19 protein-coding genes and 1 other RNA gene are annotated in these 22,029 nt (G+C 32.1%); 5 read left to right on the top strand and 15 right to left on the bottom strand.

The window, feature by feature from the left end; genetic code table 11:
* Nucleotides 1–91: 91 nt before the first annotated feature.
* From J2Z35_RS04140 to J2Z35_RS04115, 6 genes are all read right to left on the bottom strand, one after another.
* Nucleotides 92–1,504 carry a carbon starvation CstA family protein gene (locus tag J2Z35_RS04140; RefSeq protein WP_209659693.1) on the bottom strand — a complete coding sequence of 471 codons (1,413 nt, stop codon included), beginning with the start codon at nt 1,502–1,504 and terminating at the stop codon, nt 92–94.
* Nucleotides 1,505–1,668: 164 nt separating this feature from the next.
* The gene (locus tag J2Z35_RS04135) at nt 1,669–2,388 is read right to left on the bottom strand and encodes a LytR/AlgR family response regulator transcription factor (RefSeq protein WP_245330751.1); all 720 of its coding nucleotides are present in this window, start codon (nt 2,386–2,388) and stop codon (nt 1,669–1,671) included.
* The gene (locus J2Z35_RS04130) at nt 2,385–4,070 is read right to left on the bottom strand and encodes a sensor histidine kinase (protein WP_245330750.1); all 1,686 of its coding nucleotides are present in this window, start codon (nt 4,068–4,070) and stop codon (nt 2,385–2,387) included. Before J2Z35_RS04130 ends, J2Z35_RS04135 begins: the two co-directional genes overlap by 4 nt.
* 56 nt (nt 4,071–4,126) lie before the next feature.
* A complete protein-coding gene (locus J2Z35_RS04125; RefSeq protein ID WP_209659691.1) occupies nt 4,127–4,933 on the bottom strand; it encodes a DUF169 domain-containing protein in 807 nt (268 codons plus the stop codon).
* A gap of 89 nt (nt 4,934–5,022) precedes the next feature.
* Nucleotides 5,023–5,364: RNase P RNA component class A (rnpB, locus tag J2Z35_RS04120), an RNA gene on the bottom strand.
* A 96-nt stretch (nt 5,365–5,460) separates the two neighbouring features.
* A complete protein-coding gene (locus J2Z35_RS04115; protein ID WP_209659689.1) occupies nt 5,461–7,479 on the bottom strand; it encodes a urocanate hydratase in 2,019 nt (672 codons plus the stop codon).
* Nucleotides 7,480–7,670: 191 nt separating this feature from the next.
* Between J2Z35_RS04115 and ftcD the strand changes: the two genes are divergently transcribed.
* Genes ftcD through hutI form a run of 3 tightly spaced genes read left to right on the top strand, consistent with a single transcriptional unit; the run spans nt 7,671 to nt 10,502 of the window.
* Nucleotides 7,671–8,567 (top strand): glutamate formimidoyltransferase, encoded by an 897-nt coding sequence (gene ftcD, locus J2Z35_RS04110; protein WP_209659687.1) that lies wholly within the window; start codon nt 7,671–7,673, stop codon nt 8,565–8,567.
* Between the two features lie 8 nt (nt 8,568–8,575).
* Nucleotides 8,576–9,220: a cyclodeaminase/cyclohydrolase family protein gene (locus J2Z35_RS04105; RefSeq protein WP_209659685.1), complete on the top strand. Its 645-nt coding sequence runs from the start codon at nt 8,576–8,578 to the stop codon at nt 9,218–9,220.
* A 13-nt stretch (nt 9,221–9,233) separates the two neighbouring features.
* Nucleotides 9,234–10,502: an imidazolonepropionase gene (gene hutI, locus J2Z35_RS04100; RefSeq protein WP_209659684.1), complete on the top strand. Its 1,269-nt coding sequence runs from the start codon at nt 9,234–9,236 to the stop codon at nt 10,500–10,502.
* Nucleotides 10,503–10,636: 134 nt separating this feature from the next.
* On the opposite strand, the gene J2Z35_RS04095 is transcribed toward hutI, so the two are convergent.
* From J2Z35_RS04095 to J2Z35_RS04070, 6 genes are all read right to left on the bottom strand, one after another.
* The gene (locus J2Z35_RS04095; RefSeq protein ID WP_209659682.1) at nt 10,637–11,494 is read right to left on the bottom strand and encodes a bifunctional 5,10-methylenetetrahydrofolate dehydrogenase/5,10-methenyltetrahydrofolate cyclohydrolase; all 858 of its coding nucleotides are present in this window, start codon (nt 11,492–11,494) and stop codon (nt 10,637–10,639) included.
* A gap of 28 nt (nt 11,495–11,522) precedes the next feature.
* A complete protein-coding gene (locus J2Z35_RS04090; protein ID WP_209659680.1) occupies nt 11,523–12,152 on the bottom strand; it encodes a cyclodeaminase/cyclohydrolase family protein in 630 nt (209 codons plus the stop codon).
* 9 nt (nt 12,153–12,161) lie between these two features.
* A complete protein-coding gene (locus tag J2Z35_RS04085; protein ID WP_209659678.1) occupies nt 12,162–13,838 on the bottom strand; it encodes a formate--tetrahydrofolate ligase in 1,677 nt (558 codons plus the stop codon).
* A 38-nt stretch (nt 13,839–13,876) separates the two neighbouring features.
* Nucleotides 13,877–14,788: a bifunctional enoyl-CoA hydratase/phosphate acetyltransferase gene (locus tag J2Z35_RS04080; protein WP_209659676.1), complete on the bottom strand. Its 912-nt coding sequence runs from the start codon at nt 14,786–14,788 to the stop codon at nt 13,877–13,879.
* Between the two features lie 85 nt (nt 14,789–14,873).
* Complete coding sequence (locus tag J2Z35_RS04075) at nt 14,874–15,995, bottom strand: tetratricopeptide repeat protein (RefSeq protein WP_209659674.1); 1,122 nt, start codon at nt 15,993–15,995, stop codon at nt 14,874–14,876.
* Nucleotides 15,985–17,772: a B12-binding domain-containing radical SAM protein gene (locus J2Z35_RS04070; protein WP_209659672.1), complete on the bottom strand. Its 1,788-nt coding sequence runs from the start codon at nt 17,770–17,772 to the stop codon at nt 15,985–15,987. The genes J2Z35_RS04075 and J2Z35_RS04070 overlap by 11 nt, the downstream gene beginning before the upstream one ends.
* A gap of 243 nt (nt 17,773–18,015) precedes the next feature.
* Here J2Z35_RS04070 and J2Z35_RS04065 point away from each other — a divergent pair, with 243 nt between their 5' ends.
* Both J2Z35_RS04065 and J2Z35_RS04060 read left to right on the top strand, forming a co-directional pair.
* Nucleotides 18,016–18,600, top strand: a complete 585-nt coding sequence (locus tag J2Z35_RS04065; RefSeq protein WP_209659670.1) for a zinc dependent phospholipase C family protein — start codon at nt 18,016–18,018, stop codon at nt 18,598–18,600.
* 89 nt (nt 18,601–18,689) lie between these two features.
* Nucleotides 18,690–18,887, top strand: a complete 198-nt coding sequence (locus J2Z35_RS04060) for a hypothetical protein (protein ID WP_209659668.1) — start codon at nt 18,690–18,692, stop codon at nt 18,885–18,887.
* Nucleotides 18,888–18,928: 41 nt separating this feature from the next.
* On the opposite strand, the gene J2Z35_RS04055 is transcribed toward J2Z35_RS04060, so the two are convergent.
* The 3 genes from J2Z35_RS04055 to J2Z35_RS04045 all read right to left on the bottom strand — a co-directional run bounded on the left by J2Z35_RS04055 (nt 18,929) and on the right by J2Z35_RS04045 (nt 21,978).
* Nucleotides 18,929–19,753, bottom strand: a complete 825-nt coding sequence (locus J2Z35_RS04055) for a hypothetical protein (protein WP_209659666.1) — start codon at nt 19,751–19,753, stop codon at nt 18,929–18,931.
* On the bottom strand, nt 19,753–21,453 hold the full coding sequence (gene argS, locus J2Z35_RS04050; RefSeq protein WP_209659664.1) for an arginine--tRNA ligase: 1,701 nt from the start codon (nt 21,451–21,453) through the stop codon (nt 19,753–19,755). The genes J2Z35_RS04055 and argS overlap by 1 nt, the downstream gene beginning before the upstream one ends.
* An 87-nt stretch (nt 21,454–21,540) precedes the next feature.
* Entirely contained in the window at nt 21,541–21,978 is a 438-nt protein-coding gene (locus tag J2Z35_RS04045) for a Fur family transcriptional regulator (protein WP_245330749.1), read from the bottom strand.
* Between the last annotated feature and the right edge of the window lie 51 nt (nt 21,979–22,029).

The following is a 22,029-nucleotide window of genomic DNA, read 5'->3' as shown; positions in this document are numbered from 1 at the left end:
GAAATGATTATTTTCTATTAGGTTAATTTTATATGAATAAGGCCTGAAATCTATAAATCGATTTCAGGCCTTATATGCGTAAAAGCTTAGGTTATGCTGCTTTTGATATTTTTGAAGATTTAGATTTTTTGTTTATAAACATAAATAAGAATAATGCTGCAACAATTATACCTGTAGAGTTAGAGATTAAAGCATTAATTCTAAATCCTTCAGGAGCCTGCATGATATAGCTTGTAGTAACTGCTGTCATAAAAGTTGCTGGAATACTGCAAATCCAATGCATTTTATTTTCCTTAGATAGATATGCTGCAGCTGCCCAAAGCATAATCATCGCAAGAGTTTGATTTGACCAAGAAAAATATCTCCATATTATATTAAAATCTATCATTGTAAGTGCGATCCCTACAATAAATAGTGGTATAGCTATATAAAATCTATTTGCAATACTTTGTTGTTTTAGATTAATAGAGTCTGCTATTACAAGTCTAGCACTTCTAAATGCAGTATCTCCAGATGTTATTGGACAAGCTACCACTCCAAGAAGAGCAAGAGCCCCACCTACAGTTCCAAGTAGACTTGTGGAAATAGTATTTACCACTACTCCAGGCCCGCCATTTCCAAGAGTTTCAGCTAGTGCACCTGTGCCCCCAAAGAAAGCCATAGCTGCGGCTGCCCAAATTAAAGCTATAATTCCTTCAGCAACCATAGATCCGTAGAAGATTCTTCTAGCATCTTTTTCTGTTTTAACACATCTTGCCATAAGAGGCGACTGAGTGGCATGAAAACCAGATATTGCGCCACAAGCTATCGTTATAAATAAAAACGGAAAAATTGGTGTAGATTTAGGATGCATATTTGAAAATGATAATTCTGGAATTGTGTATCCTTGAGATATAATGCCAAAACCAATACCAATGGCCATTATAATAAGTGAAGCACCAAAAATCGGATAAATCTTACCTATTATTTTATCTACTGGAAGTACAGTAGCAAGTATGTAGTAAGCTATTATTATTCCTACCCATAATGTAGTATTCATATTAGTCATGTTGCTTAAAAGACCAGCAGGTCCCATTACAAATACAACTCCAACAAGTACAAGTAAAACTACCGAAAAAACTCTCATAACATTCCTAGCAGTTTCTCCAAGGTAAATACCAACTATCTCAGAAACACTTGTCCCTTCATGTCTCATAGAAAGTACACCAGAGAAATAATCATGAACTGCACCAGCGAAAAGACATCCAAATACAATCCATAAGAAAGCCGCTGGTCCCCAAAGTGCACCTGCTACAGCGCCGTAAATCGGTCCTAATCCTGCTATATTCAAAAATTGAATTAAAAATATCTTATGCCATGGCATTGGAACATAGTCTACTCCATCTTCCAAGGCTAAAGCCGGTGTTTTGCGAAGTTCATCAATTCCAAATACATTTTCTACAAATTTTCCATAAATAAAATATCCGCCAATCAAAATTATAATTGCTGAAACAAAAGTAATCATACCATACCCTCCTTTTATAATTGTAAAACTTAATTTATATTATAAATAAGAAGGTTATTTATTTATCAAGTATAGCTTTGAAATAACATAAATATGGCATGAAGTGACTAATAACATACATGAAATATTTTCGAAAAACATTTTCCTAGTATGGCTTGTTTGCTTTAAATCAAACCCATTAGATTTTTAAAGTCTTTTACATTTTTTTTGCTAACTGGAACATCTTTTTTTAGTTTATTAAATCTTATCATCAAGGTTCCATTGAACCATGGAATTATCTCGTCTATCAATGTCAAATTTACAATATATGATCTATGACATCTAAAAAAAATATCTACTGGTAGCTTTTTTTCAAATTCAGAAAAAGTAAAGTTGACGTTAAATATATCAAATTTTGTTGTAATTATAGTTTCTCTTTCACTTGCTTCACAATAAATTATATCTTTTACATCAACAACTATCATTTTATCGTTTTTCCAAAGTGAAATTCTTTCATTTTTAATATCACTGACGTTTTTTTCATTAAAGTGAGTTTCTAACTTTTTTAATGCTTTTACAATTCGTTCTTCTGAATAGGGTTTTAAAATATAATCAAAAGCTTCTATTTCAAAAGCTTCTACTGCATGTTCTTTATGGGCTGTAATAAAGACTATTTGTGGCATAGAGTTTAAATTTTTAATTATTTTACTCAATGTCATTCCATTTATACCAGGTATATTTATATCCATAAAAATCACGTCTGGAACCCTTTTACCTAAAAATTGTAAAGCTTCTTCTGAAGATTCAAATTCTCCTTGAAGCTCAAAGCCAGAAGTATTTTTTATAAAATATTTCAATTCTTCTCTAGCAGGATATTCATCTTCTATAATGATACAACTAATCATAAAATCTGCTCCCTTGGTATATTAAAGGTTATCCGTGAACCGCTACTTAGATTTTCTATCTTTAAGCCCTCTCCATAGTGCATCTCAAGTCTTTTATGAACATTTAAAAGACCGATATTATGATGAGGAAAATTAGATGACTTTAGTGAATTAATTACGCTATTTGGTATTCCTGAGCCGTTATCCTCAATTGAAATTTGAATAAGCTTATTTTTAAGGTCCTTTATTTTTATTATTATGTTCCCATTAAGATTATTTTTCAATATTCCATGCTTTATGGAGTTTTCTACTAGAGGTTGTATTATCAAACTAGGGATTTTAAAGTCATTTAATTCGTCTATATCATATTGAACATTAATTCTATTTGAAAATCTTGCCTTTTCTATATCAATATAAGCCTTTATTTGTTCTATTTCTTTATTTATATCAACCATAGATTCTATATTGTCAATATTATATCTAAGATATGTAGATAGGTTTATAATTAACTCTCTAGCCTTAGAAGGATCTATTCGTATAAAAGAAATAATTGTATTTAAGGCATTAAATAAAAAATGTGGATTAATCTGGGCCTGAAGAGCTTTAAGCTCTGACTTAACATTCATTGTTTCTAACCTTTCAATTTTACTAATTTCAATTTGAGTAGAAATTATTTGGGAAAGTCCAATGGCAAGAACTTTATTTATATGATTAATAGCGTGGTCTTTTGTATAGTATATCTTGAGAGTACCAACAACCTTATCATTATCTTTTAATGGTACTATAATTCCAGACTTTAACCCACACTGAGAATTTAAACAGCAAATATCATCCTTATTATTTAATATTTTTATGTCCCCACTTTTAAGGACAAACTCTGTGGCAGAAGTTGAAATTGTTGCTCCAGGAATATGATGATCACTTCCTGCTCCAATATGAGATAAGATTTTTTCTCTATCTGTAATAGCTACTGCATCAGAATTTGTTGATTCTTTAATTATCTGACATACCTTTTCAAATGAGTTATTATCACTATGCCTGAAAAAAGGGAGAGTTTTATTGGCTATTTCAAGGGCTAACTTTGCCTGATCAGAAGCAAGCTTTTCTTTTTCATGAAAGATACTTTCAATCATAAGAATTACTAAAGCGATACCTATTCCATTGATTAAAACCATTGGCACATATATACTTCTTACTATTGTAAAGGCTTGCTCAAAAGGTTTCGACATAATTAGTATAAGTACCATACCAAGGCTTTCCATGATAGTTCCACCAAGAAGTCCATAAATCCAGTATTTCTTTTGATATACTTTTTTATGTATAATTCCAGCAGCTAATCCAGAAAAAATAGTGGTTATTGCACAAGGAAGAGCTGTGATTCCTCCAAAATCAATAAGTATTCTATGCAGACCAGCTATTACTCCAGCAAATAATCCAACTATAGGACCACACAAAATTCCTCCTACCATAATTCCTATAATTCTTGTATTGGCTATCGCTCCATTGACATCAGTTCCAATATAGGTTCCAAGAATTCCAAAAGTTCCAAAGATTAGAGTCAAAATAAACTTTTCTTTATTGCTGAATTCTTCTCTAATAAAAATATTTTTGAACATTTTTAATTTACTCAAAACAAAGGCCATTAAAACAATATATCCAAGGTTGTTTACCATGTGTTTCATTATTTCAATCAATACGTTCATCCTTTCAAGGAAAAAAGCTCTATAAAAATGCCTCCATAGTATGGAGGCAAATAAATTTATTTCTCAATTTCTATTTTCCCGCCACTATACGATCCATCATCATAATTTTGATTAAGTATAATCTCGCTAGTGTCTAATCCACGCTCTTCTAATCTTTTTAAAATAGATTTTTTATTCTTATTTCTTTCAAACGGGTTTGTAGTCTCTTTTACTCCTTCAACAACTTCATACCATTTTTCAAAAGGAATACCGATTCCCATTTCATCAGCTTCCCAGTTTGCAACTAAGCGAGTTCCTGGGCATAATAAAGAAATATTAATATCTTCTGTATTAAAAGGGTAAGTAGTTAAATCTTGACAGACCGCCTGAAGGCCAACTGTCCTTAAATTTGCTGTATATCCATTAAAATAACCATGGCCCTGTATCATTCTCATAACATTATAGGAGTTACCAATTACAATCACCACATCTGGAGCATCTATGTAATTTTCAAGAGGCATAACTACGATACCTGCAGGCTCTTCTTTTAAAAATAGCATTTCATCACTAATGCTCTTTGACGTCTGTACATCATTGTATATATTTTTGCTAAATCTTCCTTTTCCATTTGCCATTGGTTCAGGTACTTCTTTCATTTTTAGAGCCATCGCACCATTAGGACATCCTTGATTTTCTTTAGTCAGTTTCATTGATTGACCCTTGCTTGCAAGTTGTACAGAATTACAATAAGTTACTTTTCTATCTCGTTGAGGAACTTCATAATTGTTAAATTCTTCTTGGCTAAACAGAAATTTAACACCTACTGGCTTTCTATCTAAATCTAAATATGATTCTATCAAATCTACACTATGCTTAATATTCATATATTGTCCTCCTTCGATAATTATAAATTCGCCTAAAATAAAACCTCGAAGACATTATATTAATATCAGTTCGAGGTTTTTTTCATGTTGAAATGAGCAGGCCTATAAGCCGAGTTCTGTCGAAAGCAGTCATCTATCTACGATAATTGTCGCCAATTACCTCTAGCGACCTACCTACGGGACGGAGACGGGCAGCCTCCACATCAGCCCCTACTTGGTCTTGCTCCGGATGGGGTTTACATAGCCAACTAGTCGCCTAGCTGCTGGTGGGCTCTTACCCCACCTTTCCACCCTTACCTGCATATGCAGGCGGTATATCTCTGTTGCACTGTCCTTAGAGTCACCTCCACCAGGAGTTACCTGGCACCCTCGCCCTGTGGAGCTCGGACTTTCCTCGTGATTATTAATCACGCGACTACTCAGCCTACTCGTTTATAATTATACCACAGATTTTATAAATATTACATTAGTGCTATTATAAAACCTTTATTAATTTATTGAATATATGCTATAGCGAAAGTTTATAATTACTTTATCTTATTTTCTACTAATTCTTTAACCATTTTTTCATCAGCTACGTAAGGAAGAGTGATATGGTCTGTTTCCTTCATTAGTTCATTGTATTCTATACAAGTAGATATGGAGTTTTCATTTGTAGCCCATGCTCTTCTTGATACTCCTACCATGGTATCCCAAGGCATAGCCATATTTAGTATAGTATCTACTCTTTCACTTCCATCAAGAACCATCCCAAATCCACCATTGATTGATTTTCCTATTCCTACTCCACCACCATTATGAAGTGCAATAAGGCTCATTCCTCTAGCTGCATTTCCAGCAAAGCACTGAGTTGCCATTTCAGCCATAATATTTGAACCATCTTTGATATTTGAAGTTTCTCTAAATGGAGAATCAGTTCCTCCTGTATCGTGATGATCTCTACCAAGCATTACAGGTCCTATTTCACCATTTCTTACCATTTCATTAAATTTGAGGGCAATTTTTGTTCTTCCAAGAGCATCTTGATATAGTATTCTTGCTTTAGTTCCTACAACAAGCTTGTTCTTTTTAGCATCTCTAACCCATACATAATTATCTCTATCTTGATATCTTCTATCAGGATCTATACACTCCATAGCTGCCTTATCTGTAGCATCTAGGTCATCTTGTTTTCCGCTAAGGCATACCCACCTAAATGGTCCATATCCATAATCAAAAAGCTTAGGCCCTAGTATGTCCTCAACATAAGATGGGAATATAAATCCATCTATTTCATTATTTCCATTTTTACATATTTCTTTTACACCAGCATCGTATATAGCTTTCATAAAGCTATTTCCATAATCAAAGAAATATGTTCCTCTTTGATCAAGCTCTTTAATTAACTCATAGTGGTGTCTTAATGTTTCATTTACCTTCTCTTTAAATTTCTTTGGATTCTCAGCAAGCATATCAGTTCTTTCCTCAAAAGTCATTCCTTGAGGACAGTATCCTCCATCATATGGAACATGACATGATGTTTGATCTGATAATAAATCCACATGTATATTGTGCTTAATTACATATTCTAATAAGTCTACAACATTTCCATGATAAGCTATAGCGCAAGGAGATCCATTTTCTTTTTTCTCTTTTACTATTTTAAATACCTCATCTAAATCCGAAGATATTTCCGAAACCCATCCTTGGTCAAATCTAGTTTTTACTCTAGAATAATCCACTTCAGCTATAATAGAAACCGCACCTGCAATTTCAGCAGCCTTACCTTGAGCTCCACTCATTCCACCAAGTCCAGAAGAAATAAATATCTTGCCTTTAAGATCTTGATCTTTTTCAAGTCCTAGTTTTATTCTTCCAGCGTTAAGTAATGTATTAAAGGTTCCATGAACGATACCTTGAGGTCCTATATACATCCAGCCCCCAGCCGTCATTTGACCGTAATTTGCCACACCAATTGCGGCTGCTCTATTAAAATCATCTTGATTATCAAACATGCCTATCATAAGACCATTTGTTATAATTGCCCTTGGCGCTAGTGGATGGGATTTAAACAATCCGCATGGGTGACCTGATTCGATAACTAGAGTTTGATCATTTGTCATAACTTCAAGATATTTTTTTATAAGCTGATATTGCATCCAGTTTTGGCATACCTGTCCAGTTTCCCCATAAGTCACAAGCTCATAAGGATAAAGAGCTATGTCAAAATCCAAGTTATTGTCAATCATAACCTGAAATGCTTTCGCTTCTATACAATTTCCTTTATATTCATCAATTGATTTTCCAACTAGCCTTCCTTGCGGTCTATATCTATATCCGTAGATACGTCCAGTTGTTAAAAGCTCTTCTAAAAACTCTTTTGCCATTTGTTCATGATGTGCCTTTGGTATGTAACGTAAAGCATTTTTTATTGCAAGTTCTATATCATTTTGAGAAAGATTCGCTTCTCTCTTTGGAGCTCTTCTTATCCCTTTTTCAAATTCAGGATATTCAGGCAATTCTAAATCCAATTTTATAGTCATTGCTTTTTCAATATCAAAATTCATTTTATACCTCCTGAAATTTTCATCTTTTTAAGTAATTATATCATGATTTTAAAAAAATTATTACCCACTCATTAATATATCAGAAAACGATTACCTGATAAATATTAATTTCTCTTTAAAAAAACTAATATTTATGATAATTTAAAGATGTAATTCTAATATTAAATACAAATCAATTATGAGGTGATTAAATGGCAGCAATACTAGAATGTGTACCAAATATTAGTGAAGGAAGAGATTTAGAAAAAGTTGAAAAGATTTTAGATGAAGTAAGAAACACAAAAGGTGTAAAGCTTTTAGACTATTCATCTGACAAGGATCACAATAGATCTGTTATAACATTTTTAGGAGAGCCAGAAGCAGTAATTGAAGCAGCATATAAGCTTACAAAAAAAGCCACAGAATTAATAGATATGACTACTCATACAGGTGGACATCCTAGAATGGGTGCAGTAGATGTAATACCTCTGATTCCAATCAAAGATATAACTATAGAAGAAGCTGTAGAACTTTCAAAAAAACTTGGAGAAAAAATCGGAAGCGAGTGCAATATGCATGTAACTTTATATGAGAGCTCTGCTTCTGCTCCACATAGAACTAACCTTGCAGATGTAAGAAGAGGACAGTATGAGGGTATGGAAGAAAAAATAAAAGAAGAAAAATGGATACCAGATTACGGTCCACAGCAGTTCAATGTTAATGCTGGTATTGTTGCAGTAGGAGCTAGACCTCCTCTTGTGGCTTATAATATAAATCTTGCTACTTCTGATGTAAAGATAGCAAAAAATATTGCAAATGTTATTCGTGCGGCTAAAGGTGGCTTTGTTTATTGTAAAGCAATGGGCCTTTTAATTGAAGAAACTGGAAAAGCTCAGGTATCAATGAACCTTGTAAACCCTGATTTCACTACTATTTTTAGAGTCTTTGATACAGTTGAAAGAGAAGCAGCTAGATATGGAGTTGCCGTAACTGATTCAGAAATCGTTGGACTTGTACCAATGAAGACTCTAATAGATACTGCAATTTATCATTTAAAGCTAGACAATTTTTCAATGGATCAAGTACTTGAAACAAGAATTTGGGAGTAGGTGAAAAAATGAAATTAATAGAAATGTCACTAATGAATTTTGCCAATGAAGTAGATTCCTTGTCTCCAGCTCCAGGAGGAGGTTCATGCTCAGCATATAGCTCTGCAGTAGGAGTTTCACTTTCTAGAATGATGGCGAAACTAAGTTTTGGAAAAAAGAAATTTGAAATTCATGATGAAAGTATAAAAAAGGATTTTGAAATTGCATATGAAGAGTTAAATGTTATAAAAGAAGAGCTTTTTAATCTTGTTGATAAAGATACTGAGTCCTTCAATGAAGTAATGAAGGCAATAAAAATGCCTAAAGATACAGAAGAAGAAAAACTTCTGCGAAAGGATGCCCTTGAATTTGCAACTTGGGGCTCCATTGAAGTTCCATACCAGATTGCTAAATTATCACAAGAGGCAATGGAAAAGATGGAAATTATATTAAATTATGGAAATGAAAACGCTTTAACAGATATAGGAGTTGCATACTTGATGTGCGCTTCAGGAGCTGAAGGGGCAATACTAAATGTAAAAATCAATCTTGGATCAGTAGCTGATATAGAGAGAGGGAAAAACTTAGAATCACAGTGTAATAAAATCCTTGAACACGTTAGAGCTAAAAGAGATACCGTACTTGATAGAATCCACGATAATTTAAAAATGTAATTGGAGTGATTTCATGTATGCAGATTTAGTTTTATATAATATAAATCAAATATTTTCTCCAAATGATTTTGGAAGACCTTTAAAAGGTACCGAGATGGCTCAGGCTGATATCATTCAAAATGGATATATAGCTGTAAAAGACGGTAAAATATTAAAAATAGGAAGTGGTAATGTCCCAAAGGATATATTAGGCTCTGATACTGAGTTGAAAGATCTTAAAGGCTATACTGTAACTCCTGGACTTATAGATTCCCATACTCACCTAGTTCATGGAGGCAGCAGAGAAAATGAATTCAATCTAAAACTAAGCGGCGTCAGCTATTTGGATATTTTGAAAGCTGGTGGCGGGATTCTAAGTACTGTTAAAGCTACTCAAAATGCCACATTTGATGAGCTTTATGACAAGGCAGAAGCTAGCTTAAATACCATGCTTATACATGGAACTACAACTGTAGAAGGTAAAAGTGGATATGGGCTCAACTGGGAAACAGAGGAAAAACAACTAAAAGTTGCTAAAAAATTAAACGAAAATCACCCTGCCGATATAATTTCTACTTTTATGGGTGCTCATGCTATCCCTACTGAGTACAAGACAGAGCCAGAAGTGTTTGTAAAGCAATTAATTGAAGATATGATTCCTAAAGTTGCGCAAATGGATTTAGCTCATTTCTGCGATGTCTTCTGTGAAGAAGGAGTTTTTAGTGTAGATCAAACAAGAAGGATTCTTCAGTCTGCAAAAGACAGTGGCTTAAAGCTAAAGATTCATGCAGATGAAATAGTATCCTTAGGTGGAGCTGAACTTGCTGCGGAGATGGGTACTCATACAGCAGATCATTTAATGGCAGCCTCTGAAAAAGGAATGGAGCTTATGGCAGAAAACAATATAATTGCTAATCTTCTTCCAGGTACAACATTTAGTCTTATGAAAAACACTTATGCGGATGCTAGAAAAATGCTTGAAAAAAATCTTGCATTGGCTCTATCTACCGACTATAATCCAGGAAGCTGTCCTACTGAAAACTTGCAGCTTATAATGCAGCTGGGCTCACTAGCTATGAAAATGACTCCTATAGAGGTTTTTAATGCTGTTACAATAAACGGTGCTTATGCTCTTGATAAAGCAACTGATAGAGGAAGTCTAAAAGAAGGAAAAAATGCAGACTTAGTAGTTTTTAATGCTCCTAATCTTGATTATATCCTTTATCATTTTGGAGTAAATCACGTAAAAGAGGTTTATAAACTTGGAAAACTGGTTGTAAAAGATAGAAATATATTATTATAGATTTAAATATAATTCTATAAAAAAAGATGAAACCTGGCGAAAGTAATATGCCTAGTTTCATCTTTTTATTTTGAACAAATCAATGCTTAATATTATAATCAGCAAATTTTATTGTTTTAATAGGGTGGCTGTCTTTAGATATTGTTTGTAAGCTGTTTGCATGCTCTTACCGTGTGTTTGGCCAATATAGAGGTGGTAACTCCTCCTACTCCCCCAGGAACAGGAGTTATCATGGATGCGATTTCTTTTACATTTTCAAAATCAACATCTCCGCACATCACTCCATTTTCATCAAAGTTGATCCCAACATCAACAACAACTGCTCCTCTTAATACCCAATCTTTTTTTACAAGTCTAGGTACTCCAGCGCAAGCAATTATAATATCAGAGCTTCTAGTTATATCCTGGATATTTTTTGTGCTGCTGTTGCAGACAGTTACTGTAGCCTTTTGATTTAAAAGAAGTGAAGATACTGGCTTACCTACTACCATTGATGAGCCTATAACAGCACATTTTTTCCCTTTTAAGTCTATATCCAAGTAACTCAGGATTTCCATTACTGCCGAAGGGGTACAAGGTGCAAACCCAGTTTTATCACCTTCTACAGTTTTTCCTACATTTAATGGATTAAGACAATCAATATCTTTTTCAGGCGATATTACGTTTTTAATTATATTTTCATCTAAATGCTTTGGAAGAGGTCTAAAAATCAATATTCCATGGATAGATTCACTATCATTGGCTTCTTTTAATGTTTCCAAAAATATTTCCTGACTAACCGATTCTTCTAATACTTTTATATCCACAGGAAGATTAAGAGTCTGCATCTTCTTTATTATGGATTTTTCATAGGAGATATCATCTTTATTTTCTCCTACTCTTATGATTTGAAGCTTAGGAATAATATTTTTGGCACTTAAAATTTCAATTTCTTTAATAATATCATTAGATATTTTTTCTGAAACATCTTTTCCTTTTATGATTTCTCCCATGAATATTCTCCTTATTGTAAAATAATTTTTACTTCATTCTTTCCAGTACATTTATTGAAATCTCATCAGCTATTTTTATACCTTTTTGTACAAGCTCAGATATATGATTTTCCATATCTTGAGCGTGAACTCTATCCTTCATTAGCTTAGTATTAATTAATATATTCATCTGTCCAGCCAAAATAGCAGTTCTTAAATTTTGTACTCCAACACCTACATCGCTTATCACTAGTTTTGAAGAAATATTTAAAAGCCTTTGATGATGAAGTATCCCTTCATATGCAAGCTCTACAACTTCATATGGAGTCTTACAAGCTGTTTTTAAAGCTTCCTCCATGTAAGTTAGCTTAATATTTTTTTCTTCCTCAGTTTCACTTGGAAGTCCATATGCATTTGAAAGAGGAATAAAGTTGTTTTTATCTTCTTCAATCAAATCCAAAAATCTGCCCTGCATCAAAATGCTTTTTTCTAATATGTTTTTAAGCTCAGCATCAAATTCTATATATTTTTTCTTTCCAATAGTTAAATTACATACCATAGCAGCAAGAGCCATTCCTTGAGCTCCTGAAAGAGCGGCTGAGCCGCCCCCTCCTGGAGCTGGAGACTTTGAAGAAAGATTTTCAATGAAATCAAATAAGCTATATTCCTTTAGCTCCATGATGCACCTCTAAAATAATCCTGAAATCTTACCAGTATCATCAATATCTATTTTTTCTGCTGAAGGAATCTTTGGAAGTCCTGGCATTGTCATGATTTCTCCTGTTAATGCAACCAAGAATCCTGCTCCTGCTGAAGCTTTAATATTTCTTACTGTAATTTTGAATCCTTGAGGTCTACCTAGCTTTGTTTGATCATCAGTAAGTGAATATTGTGTTTTAGCCATACATATTGGAAGATTATCAAGGCCGATTTTCTCAATTTCAGCAATCTGCTTCTCCGCTAATGGAGTATAATCAACACCATCAGCTCCATATATTTTTGTAGCTATACTATTTATCTTTTCTTTAATAGAGCTATTTACATCATATGCATACTTTAGTTCTTTATCATTTGTTTCTATTAGTTTAAGAACTTCATTTGCAAGTTCTTCTCCACCTTCTCCACCTTTTGCCCAAACTTCAGATAAAGCAACGTTAACTCCAAGCTCATTACATTTGTCTTTAATAAGCTGAATTTCTGCATCAGTGTCAAGAGGAAACTTATTTATAGCTACAACTGCTGGAAGGTTAAATACAGTAGTGATATTTTCTACATGTTTTAAAAGGTTAGGTAGTCCATTTTCAAGAGCTACTAGATTTTCTTGATTTAGGTCAGCTTTTGCAACCCCACCATTATATTTAAGAGCTCTTACCGTAGCTACTATTATTACAGCATCTGGTTTAAGTCCCGATTTCCTGCATTTTATATCAATGAATTTTTCTGCTCCAAGATCCGCTCCAAATCCTGCCTCTGTTACTACATAGTCAGCAAAATGCATTGCCATCTTTGTAGCTATTACAGAGTTGCATCCATGAGCTATATTTGCAAAAGGCCCTCCATGTATAAACGCTGGAGTCCCTTCTAGTGTCTGTACTAGATTTGGCTTTAAGGCATCTTTTAAAAGAGCCGCCATAGCTCCATGAGCATTAAGAGCTCCAACTGTTACAGGGTCTCCTTTTCTTGAGTATCCAATAACAATTTTTCCAAGCTTTTCTTTAAGATCTACTATATCTGAAGATAAACAAAATGCAGCCATTACTTCTGATGCTACTGTGATATCAAAACCATCTTCTCTAGGGAATCCGTTTGCCTTTCCACCAAGACCATCAGTAATAAATCTAAGCTGTCTATCATTCATATCTATAGCTCTTTTCCAAGTAATTCTTCTAGGGTCTATATCTAGAGTATTCCCATGGTAAATATGATTGTCTATCATAGCCGCAAGTAGATTATTTGCAGCTCCTATAGCATGTAAATCACCAGTAAAATGAAGATTAATGTCTTCCATTGGAACAACCTGAGCATATCCTCCTCCAGCTGCTCCACCCTTTACTCCAAATACTGGACCTAATGATGGTTCTCTAAGAGCTACAATTGTATTTTTCCCAAGTCTTGAAAGAGCGTCCGAAACACCTATAGTGGTAGTTGTCTTTCCTTCTCCAGCTGGAGTTGGATTAATTGCAGTAGTAAGAATAAGCTTAGCTTTTTTCTCAGTTGGTTTTTTCAATAAATTATAATCAATCTTTGCTTTGTATTTTCCGTATAAATCATAATCCTCTTCTGAAAGTCCTAACTTTGATGCTATATCCTTTATATGGGACATAACCGCTTCCTGTGCAATTTCTATATCACTTTTAAATGACATTTGTACTCCCCCTTAATTTATATTATAAATATTTAAGTTTACAAAGATTTACTAGCAATATGAGAACCTAGTGCAATTGAGTAAAGCTTTGTCTGTGCATCATCAGCTCTTGAGACTAGAACTATTGGTACCTTAGCACCCATTATAATTCCGGCTGATTTTGCCCCAGCTAGGTAAGTTAAAGTCTTTCCTATCGCATTTCCTACTTCTATATAAGGTGCTAAAATAACATCTACATCACCTGATATTTCACTTTTGAAATTTTTTATATCTGCAGCTTCTTGTGAAAGTGCTAAATCCATGGCTAAAGGTCCTTCCACAATCACATCTTTTCCAAAATCTCCATTTTTTGACATTTCCTGTAGTTTTAACCCATCTATTGTGGCAGGCATTTTATCGCTTGCTTTTTCCTTTGCAGCAATTGCAGCTACTTTTGTCTTCTCTACTCCTAGAGATTTTGCTACTATATCTGCATTTTTAATGATCATTGCTTTTTCATTTATATCTGGTGAAATATTCATTCCACCATCAGTTAAAAGCAATAATTTATGATAGGCTGAAGTTTCATATGCCATTACATGACTAATTAAATTATCCGTTCTAAGGCCATTTTTTTTGTTGAGAACGGCTTTTAGTAAAATCGACGTATCAAGAAGACCCTTCATTAAAAAATGAGCCTTACCTGATTTTACAAGTGATACAGCTATGCTTGCACTTTCTTCTAGTGATTCTGCTGAAATTACTTCATCAAAGCTTATTGAAAAGCCAATGTCTTTACATAAAGAAGTAATCTTATCCTTATCTCCAATTAATATGGGCTCTATTAGGCCCTCTTCTTTTGCTTTTTTTAGAGCTTCTAATACATCTAAATCTTCTGCTGCAGCCACAGCAAGCTTTAGTCTAGGATTGGACTTTACTTCTTCAAGTAACTCATCAAGGTGTTTTATCATTTTTCTGCTCCCCTCTATAGAAAAAATTCCTTAACTTATTATATATAAAAAAACATTTTCCTGCTACAATTTAAATCTGTTTATATTATAAACTTTCAAGATGATTTAGCTGTTTATAGCACGAATTTACAATTTCGTCATCAGGGGCTAATTCTATAGCTTCATTAATTACTTCACGTGCCTCTTTAAGTTTACCCATATTCATAAGCACTACACAAGTATTACATTTAATATCTATATTACCTGGATCAAGCTGCTCTGCATATTTTAAAATCTCATAAGACTGCTCTAAATCTCCAATAAAAGCAAAACAGATTCCAAGTTCATTCATAAGCTTTGGATTTTTATTATCTTTTTTATAAGCATTTTCATAAAGATCAATTGCCCTTTCATAATTTCCACTTAATCTTTCGATATAACCCATATAAAAATCCACTTCAAATGGAACATCATCGTATAAAGAAAGTTCATATAAAATCTTCTGGGCATCTTCTAGATTATCTTCGTCCAAAAGATCTATTGCCTTCTCTAATTTTGTTTTAGAAGAAAGTATATCGATATTCTTTTTTGAATCTAAAATATACTTCTCTTCAACTTTAAAGTTAAGGATTCTTTCAAAGGATTTTAATGCTTTTTCATCATCTCCCTTGATTCCATAAATATATCCTAAATAATAATATGCGAGGGGAACATCATCATATAGAGAAACAAGCTGTTCAAAATAGTACTTACTTTCTAAGATATAGTCATTTTTTATAATTTCATCTTCCTTTGAAAGTCCAAACTGATAACATAGTAATGCATAATTATAGGTGATAGACTTATCTATATCAAAATTTGCAATATAAGCCTTTGAATATATTATACTGTCTATTATACTTTTTTTGTCATATGCTTCCTTTGCTAAAGAGCTAGCAAAAGAAGAAGGACTATCAATTACTGTCTTTAAAAATTTTAAATACTTATCATTGTGTATAAATTTTGAATCAATCCCCATCAAATACATCATTGCACTTGATACGTCAATTGTTGTAATTCCGCCTTTAGTATCAGTAGCTAGAGTAACAAGCCTTTCTGCAAAAACAGGAACTTCTACTTCCTTAAGGGTACTAAGCTTATGATTACTTAAAATAAGATCGTTATCTATTTTAATAAATACCAGTTTTTTTGTTTTTTCAATAAGATGGTGTTCTATTTTACTTTTCATAATTACCTCCAAAAAACCTTACTCTAGAATTAAAATCCTTCTTGCCAGTATAATCAAAATATATAAAGTAATTAGACTGTAACTTCTGCTCTTTATTTTCCAAATACATATCTATATTGTATCTAAAAATCTCTAAATGGCCATTTTTTATTATCTCAAGAGGATGAGTATCTTTTTTATATCCTAGTCTTTCTTTAAGCTTTTCATCACTTAATACAATATGGGAATCCTCTCTAGAGAAAAGTTCTCTTTCATTTCTTAAATATGAAGGAACATTTCTCGCCCTTCCAAGTCTTAAAAAATCAAATTTTAATAAGTCGTTAAAAAATGGTAAATCCTGAAAATTCTTGTCTTTGTAGAAATCATACATTACTTCATATAATGCATCTTTAGATAAGTTTTCATGGATTTTTTTGGATTTTAAAAATATATTAATATCTTCAAATAGTTGAAAGGGATTGTTTAAATAGTGATTTTCATATAGATACCATATTGATTTTATAAAGAGACCGCTATTATAAAACTTTTCTACAATATCTTCAATTTCTTTAAGAAATATAAGTTCTTTAGGTGTTATATAATCACTGCTTATTACTTCATAAGGAGGATATTTCCTGTATTTATATCCATATAGCTCTGTTTTTTCTAGCAGCGGACTTCCTTTTAAAAGCTTTAAGAATCCTAACTGTATCATTTCTGGATTAAGTCTAAATACATCATTAAAGGATATTTTGAATCTATCCAAGTTCTCATAAGGCAATCCAGCTATAAGATCCAAATGCTGATGTATGTTTTTGAATTTTTTAATCATAATTACTTTTTCAGATAAAACTTTAAAGTTATCTATCCTATTTACAGCTTTTATAGTTTTTTCATTAGTGGATTGTACTCCAATTTCAAACTGAAATAACCCTTCTCTTGATGTCCTGAATTCTTCTAAAAGGTCATCTTGCAACATATGAGCGGTTATTTCAAAATGGAAATTTATCTTTCCATTATCTATTTCTTTAAGATATTTTACTAGCTTTAAAGTTCTTTCCTTATGGGAGTTAAAAGTCCTATCAACAAATTTAATCTGTTTTACTTCCATAGAGACCAGTTTTTTAAGGTCCGAGTAAATTTGATTTTCAGGGAAGAATCTCACTCCCTTTATGGTAGAAGAAAGACAATATTCACAATTATAAGTACATCCTCTTGATGTTTCATAGTATGCAATTTTATTTTCTAGTTCAGATTTCATGGTACTTGTATATGGACTTTTTATAATACTTAGGTCAGAGATTTGGTCTCTCGGGGTATTTTTTATTATTTGAGAATTTTTATCATATGAAGTTTTGTTATTTTTATTTTGATTTTCACGATAAGTCAGTCCATCTATATTCATATTTTCATTGTCCTTTAATGCTTTTATTGTCTCAAATAAAGTTATTTCTCCCTCCCCTTCTATTATATAATCAATAAAATCATTATTTTTCATTACCTCAACTGAATCATAGGTGACTTCTGGGCCTCCAAGAAGGATTTTAATTTTTGGATTTGCTTGTTTTATTGTTTCAGATAGCTTTAGTGTCAGCTCTATATTCCATATATAACATGAAAAAGCTACTATATCATAGTCACCAGAAATTATCTCAGAAAAAATTTTGTCCATGTTTTCATTAATCGTGAATTCTTTCATGAAGCAATTACATTCATCTTTTATGAATTCATATAAATATTTAATAGATAAACAGGTATGTATATATTTTGAGTTGAGGGTAGTTAATAATATTTTCATTTTAAATCACTTCCTTGATTTTAGTTATTAATTTATATTTTCATTTTTTTATTATTTAATCTACTATTAGTATTTCATAAAACTAACAATTTTAATATAGCTCAAGAGATAATTATTATCTTTTGATAAATTTTCTCAATTATTTTCAAATAAACACTTGAATTATATTATAAATTCCAGTAAAATATAATTATTGTAAATGGTTTTAACCTTCATTTATTGTATTTCAAAGGAGTGTAACTTTTGCTTATACCAACACATAGAATAATTGCCCATAATGTATTCAAAAATGTTAATTCGAATATGAACTTCAAGCTAAACAGACCTATGTTATCATATGGGAGCATGAAGCCTGACATAGCGCCAAGTCTAAAATCAAAAAAACATTATAAAGAACCTACTTTAGATTTTGTTATAGACGAAATTATTAAGCTAATGGAAATAGGGATATCAGAGGATTTAATTTCTATCAATAAATTTTCAGTAAAGCTTGGAGTAATAACTCATTTTTTATCTGACTTCTTTTGCCTACCACATCATGATAGAGATTATTTTTCCGATAAGCTTACGGAACATATGATTTATGAAAAAAATCTTCACTATAAGTTTAAAGAATTTGCTGGCTTAGAAAAAATTAAAATGCCTTCATTAATGGGTTTGGAAAAAGAGGATATAAGAAGCTTTATTGATGAGCTTCATTATGAATACTCTACATCTCCAATGGGGTATGAAAACGATATAAAAGGTTCTATAAATGTATCTTCTGCTATAAGTATGATTATAATAGAAAATTCAGCTATATACCAACCAGAGCTTGTTACAATATAAATATTAAATTTATCATCTTATTTTTCTTTACCTGCTATGATATAATAATTAAAGTAAGAATATTATAATCAAATTATATGGGGGTAAAGATGATAAATTTTGATAAAATATCCATAGATCAAATATCAAAAAGGGATTTGCTTGTAATAATTCAAGCGCTTGATTTCACATACGAACAAACTAAAATAGATGAATTTTCAGATCTAAAAACCTCAATTCTTGAGGAGTTGTGCGCCTTAGCTGAAATACCTAATACAGATGAATTAATAAAACTTCTAAACTCATAAAAAGGTCTTCTTAAAAAGAAGACCTTTTTATTATGCATAGTTTATTTTTTTTTAAACCTGAAGGAATAATTTCTGCTTTTTCCTTCTAACTCGATTAAAAGAACATCCTGTTCCAATGTTTTTGACTTAATCTTAATATAACCAAGAATTGGAAATTTCAGTTCCATTCCCTCTTCTAAATTTATAAGAGCATAGGGATCTACAGAATCAGAATAAAAATGTCGATTCACTTTAAAATTTCTGATTTTCATTAAAAAATCCATAATGATTTTTTTACTATCTGAAAGTTCAATGATCTCTTCATTTAAATAAATCTCTTCAATATTCTTTAATTTTAAAATTTCGGAATCAATCAGCTCTTTGCTTTTATAAAACTCTGAAAAAGCAGATTTTCTAAAGTCCTCTGATTCAAGGCTTATTATTTGAGAGACTTTTGCTCTTTGAAACTCAATAATATTTGCTTTATCATCAATCTCTCTATTATAACCTATAAGAGCTTCTTTCAAATTGCTGTTACTTATTAAGGCATAAATGATTAAGAGTAAAACAACCTCCTTAGATGAAGGTTGCTTCTTGAATATAACTTCATAGCCTGATATAATTTCTCTCATTGCAACATTTTGATCTCTGTTTAAAAGTCCAATTAAGGAGATCATTTCTACTAAGCTTCTATAGGTTTTTTCATCTCTATAGAATTGCAATAATAAAAGCTCATCTTGTAATCGTTTTTTATCAACAACTATCTCCATAGCTTCATAGTCTGGGATTAATGCTTTTGCCATAGCAAGAAAAAATTCATTTTTCCCTTCTTCAAGAGATAGCAGATATGTTAATACTTTCCTTGCAGACTGACTTTTACCTTGCATTACATCTTCTCCGGAGCTTCCATCCCTAGTATATTTAAGCTGTTTTTGATACCTATTCTAGTAGCTTCTACAAGAGCAAGGAGAGCTTTTTTGATATTTTCATCTTCAACTAAAATTAAATTATCATGATAAAATTTATTAAAAGCTTGGGATAAATCTAGTACAAATCTAGATACATGATGAGGTTCATTTCTCTCTGCACTTCTTATAAGAACCGATTTAAATGTACCAAGAACTCTTATAACTTCCATTGCATCTTTGTTTTGAGAAAGAACTTTAAAATCAATATCTGAGTTTATTTCTATATTTGCTTTTTTTATAAGAGAGCAAGCTCTTGCGTGAGTGTACTGAACATATGGTCCAGTTTCTCCTTCAAAGCTCAATGTACGCTCCCAAGAGAAAGTATAGTCTTTGATTCTGCTGTTTGAAAGTTCCTGAAAAACAACTGCACCAACGCCTACTTGCTTTGCAACTTGGTCTACTGAATCTAAGTTAGGGTTCTTTTCAGAAATGATTTCTCTGGTTTTTTCTATTGCTTTATTAAGTACATCTTCTAAAAATACCACTCTACCTCTTCTTGTGGATAATGTACCCTCTTCTAAAGAAACCATTCCGAATTGAACATGTTCACAATCCTTTGCCCATTCATACCCCATCACTTCTAGGATTTTCATCCATTGCTTGAAGTGTAGCGTCTGCTGAGATCCTACTACATATATGTTTTTATAGAAATCATAAGTTTCTTTTCTATAAATAGCAGCAGCCAAATCTCTAGTGATATATAATGTCGAGCCATCCTTTTTCTTTATAAGTGCTGGTGGCATTGAGTATTCTTCTAAATCTACTATTTTAGCTCCCTGTGAGTCTACTAAAACACCTTTTTCTTCCATTAGATCTAAAACCTTAGGCATTTTATCTGAATAAAAGCTTTCTCCAGCATATGAATCAAATTTGATTCCAAGCATTTCGTATACTTTAGAAAACTCTTCTAGGGATACATCTCTAAAAAGCTTCCAAAGCTCAGATGCTTCCTCATCTTTATCTTCTAGCTTTCTAAACCACTCTCTAGCATCATCATCCAGAGAAGGATCCGTTTCAACCTCTTCATGAAACTTTATGTAAAGTTTTAAAAGAGACTGTATTGGTTCTTGCTTTACTTCCTCTTCATTTCCCCACTTTTTATATGCAACTATAAGCTTACCAAACTGAGTTCCATAATCTCCAAGATGATTAATCCCTATGGTGTTGTAGCCTAAAAATTTATATAGATTATATAAAGCATGTCCAATGACAGTGGTTCTTATGTGTCCTATATGAAATGGCTTAGCTATATTTGGAGAAGAATATTCAACTATTACATTTTTACCATTTCCTATAGAAAGCTTTCCGAAATCCTCTTTCTTTTCAAAAACCTCATCTATCATTTGCTTTGCTACTAAAGTCTTATTAATATAAAAATTTACATATCCCCCTGCATTTTCTATTTTTTCTATAAAGTCAGGTTTTTCAAATTGAGATGAAAGCTCTTGTGCAATTTGATTTGGGGATTTTCTAAATATTTTAGCTAATTTAAAGCAAGGAAATGCATAATCTCCCATATCCGAATTTGGTGGAATTTCAATCATAGATATTATATCTTCACTTTTTATATCTTCTATCTTTGATGATAAAATATTTCCTACTTCTAATTTAAAGTCCATAGTTGCCTCCCAATAGATATTTAATTTTAATAAAAAACTCTCGTCTGAAAATTGAAAGAGACGAGAGGAAATCCCTTTTATGAATATTTAGGATTTTTTATTTTTACAAGCTTTACAAATTCCTCTTACAGAAATCTCGCTTTCAAATATTTCTGCTCCCTCTAGAAGATTATCGTATATTTGAGGTTCATTTATCTCAAAGTCATATATTTTGTTGCACTCTAGACAAAAGAAATGTCCATGAATATTTGACAAAATATCGTATCTCGCTTCATTCCCATCCATTGAAAAGCTCTTTACTATCGCATTTTCAATAAATATATTAAGTGTATTATATACTGTCGTCTTAGAAAGGGAAGGAATTTCGTCAATTAAATCTTTATAAATGTCATTAACTGTTGGATGATCTTTCATTTTGTACATTCTTTCTAAGATTTTAACTCTTTGATAAGAGGGCTTGATTCCTTTACTAGAAAGAAATTCACTTATATCTTTTATAGTTCCGCCATGTGATTTCATTGCCATTCCCCTTTTAGTATAATATTGTAATCTTTACAATATTATACCACTTATCTA

The sequence above is a fragment of the Acetoanaerobium pronyense genome (assembly GCF_017874355.1).
Classification (GTDB): Bacteria; Bacillota; Clostridia; order Peptostreptococcales; family Filifactoraceae; genus Acetoanaerobium; species Acetoanaerobium pronyense.
The sequence above is the reverse complement of the archived record's forward strand: the minus strand, read 5'-3'. Positions and strand labels throughout refer to the sequence as shown.

Coding starts and splice junctions, on each gene's coding strand:
- J2Z35_RS04115 (WP_209659689.1), bottom strand. CDS start 7,479: ATGAATTTTGATATTGAAAAAGCAATGACTATAAAATTGGATTTAGAA.
- J2Z35_RS04080 (WP_209659676.1), bottom strand. CDS start 14,788: ATGATAAAACACCTTGATGAGTTACTTGAAGAAGTAAAGTCCAATCCT.
- ftcD (WP_209659687.1), top strand. CDS start 7,671: ATGGCAGCAATACTAGAATGTGTACCAAATATTAGTGAAGGAAGAGAT.
- J2Z35_RS04095 (WP_209659682.1), bottom strand. CDS start 11,494: ATGGGAGAAATCATAAAAGGAAAAGATGTTTCAGAAAAAATATCTAAT.
- J2Z35_RS04140 (WP_209659693.1), bottom strand. CDS start 1,504: ATGATTACTTTTGTTTCAGCAATTATAATTTTGATTGGCGGATATTTT.
- J2Z35_RS04090 (WP_209659680.1), bottom strand. CDS start 12,152: ATGGAGCTAAAGGAATATAGCTTATTTGATTTCATTGAAAATCTTTCT.
- J2Z35_RS04070 (WP_209659672.1), bottom strand. CDS start 17,772: ATGAAAATATTATTAACTACCCTCAACTCAAAATATATACATACCTGT.
- J2Z35_RS04055 (WP_209659666.1), bottom strand. CDS start 19,753: ATGCAAGGTAAAAGTCAGTCTGCAAGGAAAGTATTAACATATCTGCTA.
- J2Z35_RS04045 (WP_245330749.1), bottom strand. CDS start 21,978: ATGGCAATGAAATCACATGGCGGAACTATAAAAGATATAAGTGAATTT.
- J2Z35_RS04060 (WP_209659668.1), top strand. CDS start 18,690: ATGATAAATTTTGATAAAATATCCATAGATCAAATATCAAAAAGGGAT.
- J2Z35_RS04135 (WP_245330751.1), bottom strand. CDS start 2,388: ATGATTAGTTGTATCATTATAGAAGATGAATATCCTGCTAGAGAAGAA.
- argS (WP_209659664.1), bottom strand. CDS start 21,453: ATGGACTTTAAATTAGAAGTAGGAAATATTTTATCATCAAAGATAGAA.
- J2Z35_RS04105 (WP_209659685.1), top strand. CDS start 8,576: ATGAAATTAATAGAAATGTCACTAATGAATTTTGCCAATGAAGTAGAT.
- J2Z35_RS04075 (WP_209659674.1), bottom strand. CDS start 15,995: ATGAAAAGTAAAATAGAACACCATCTTATTGAAAAAACAAAAAAACTG.
- J2Z35_RS04130 (WP_245330750.1), bottom strand. CDS start 4,070: ATGAACGTATTGATTGAAATAATGAAACACATGGTAAACAACCTTGGA.
- J2Z35_RS04125 (WP_209659691.1), bottom strand. CDS start 4,933: ATGAATATTAAGCATAGTGTAGATTTGATAGAATCATATTTAGATTTA.
- J2Z35_RS04085 (WP_209659678.1), bottom strand. CDS start 13,838: ATGTCATTTAAAAGTGATATAGAAATTGCACAGGAAGCGGTTATGTCC.
- hutI (WP_209659684.1), top strand. CDS start 9,234: ATGTATGCAGATTTAGTTTTATATAATATAAATCAAATATTTTCTCCA.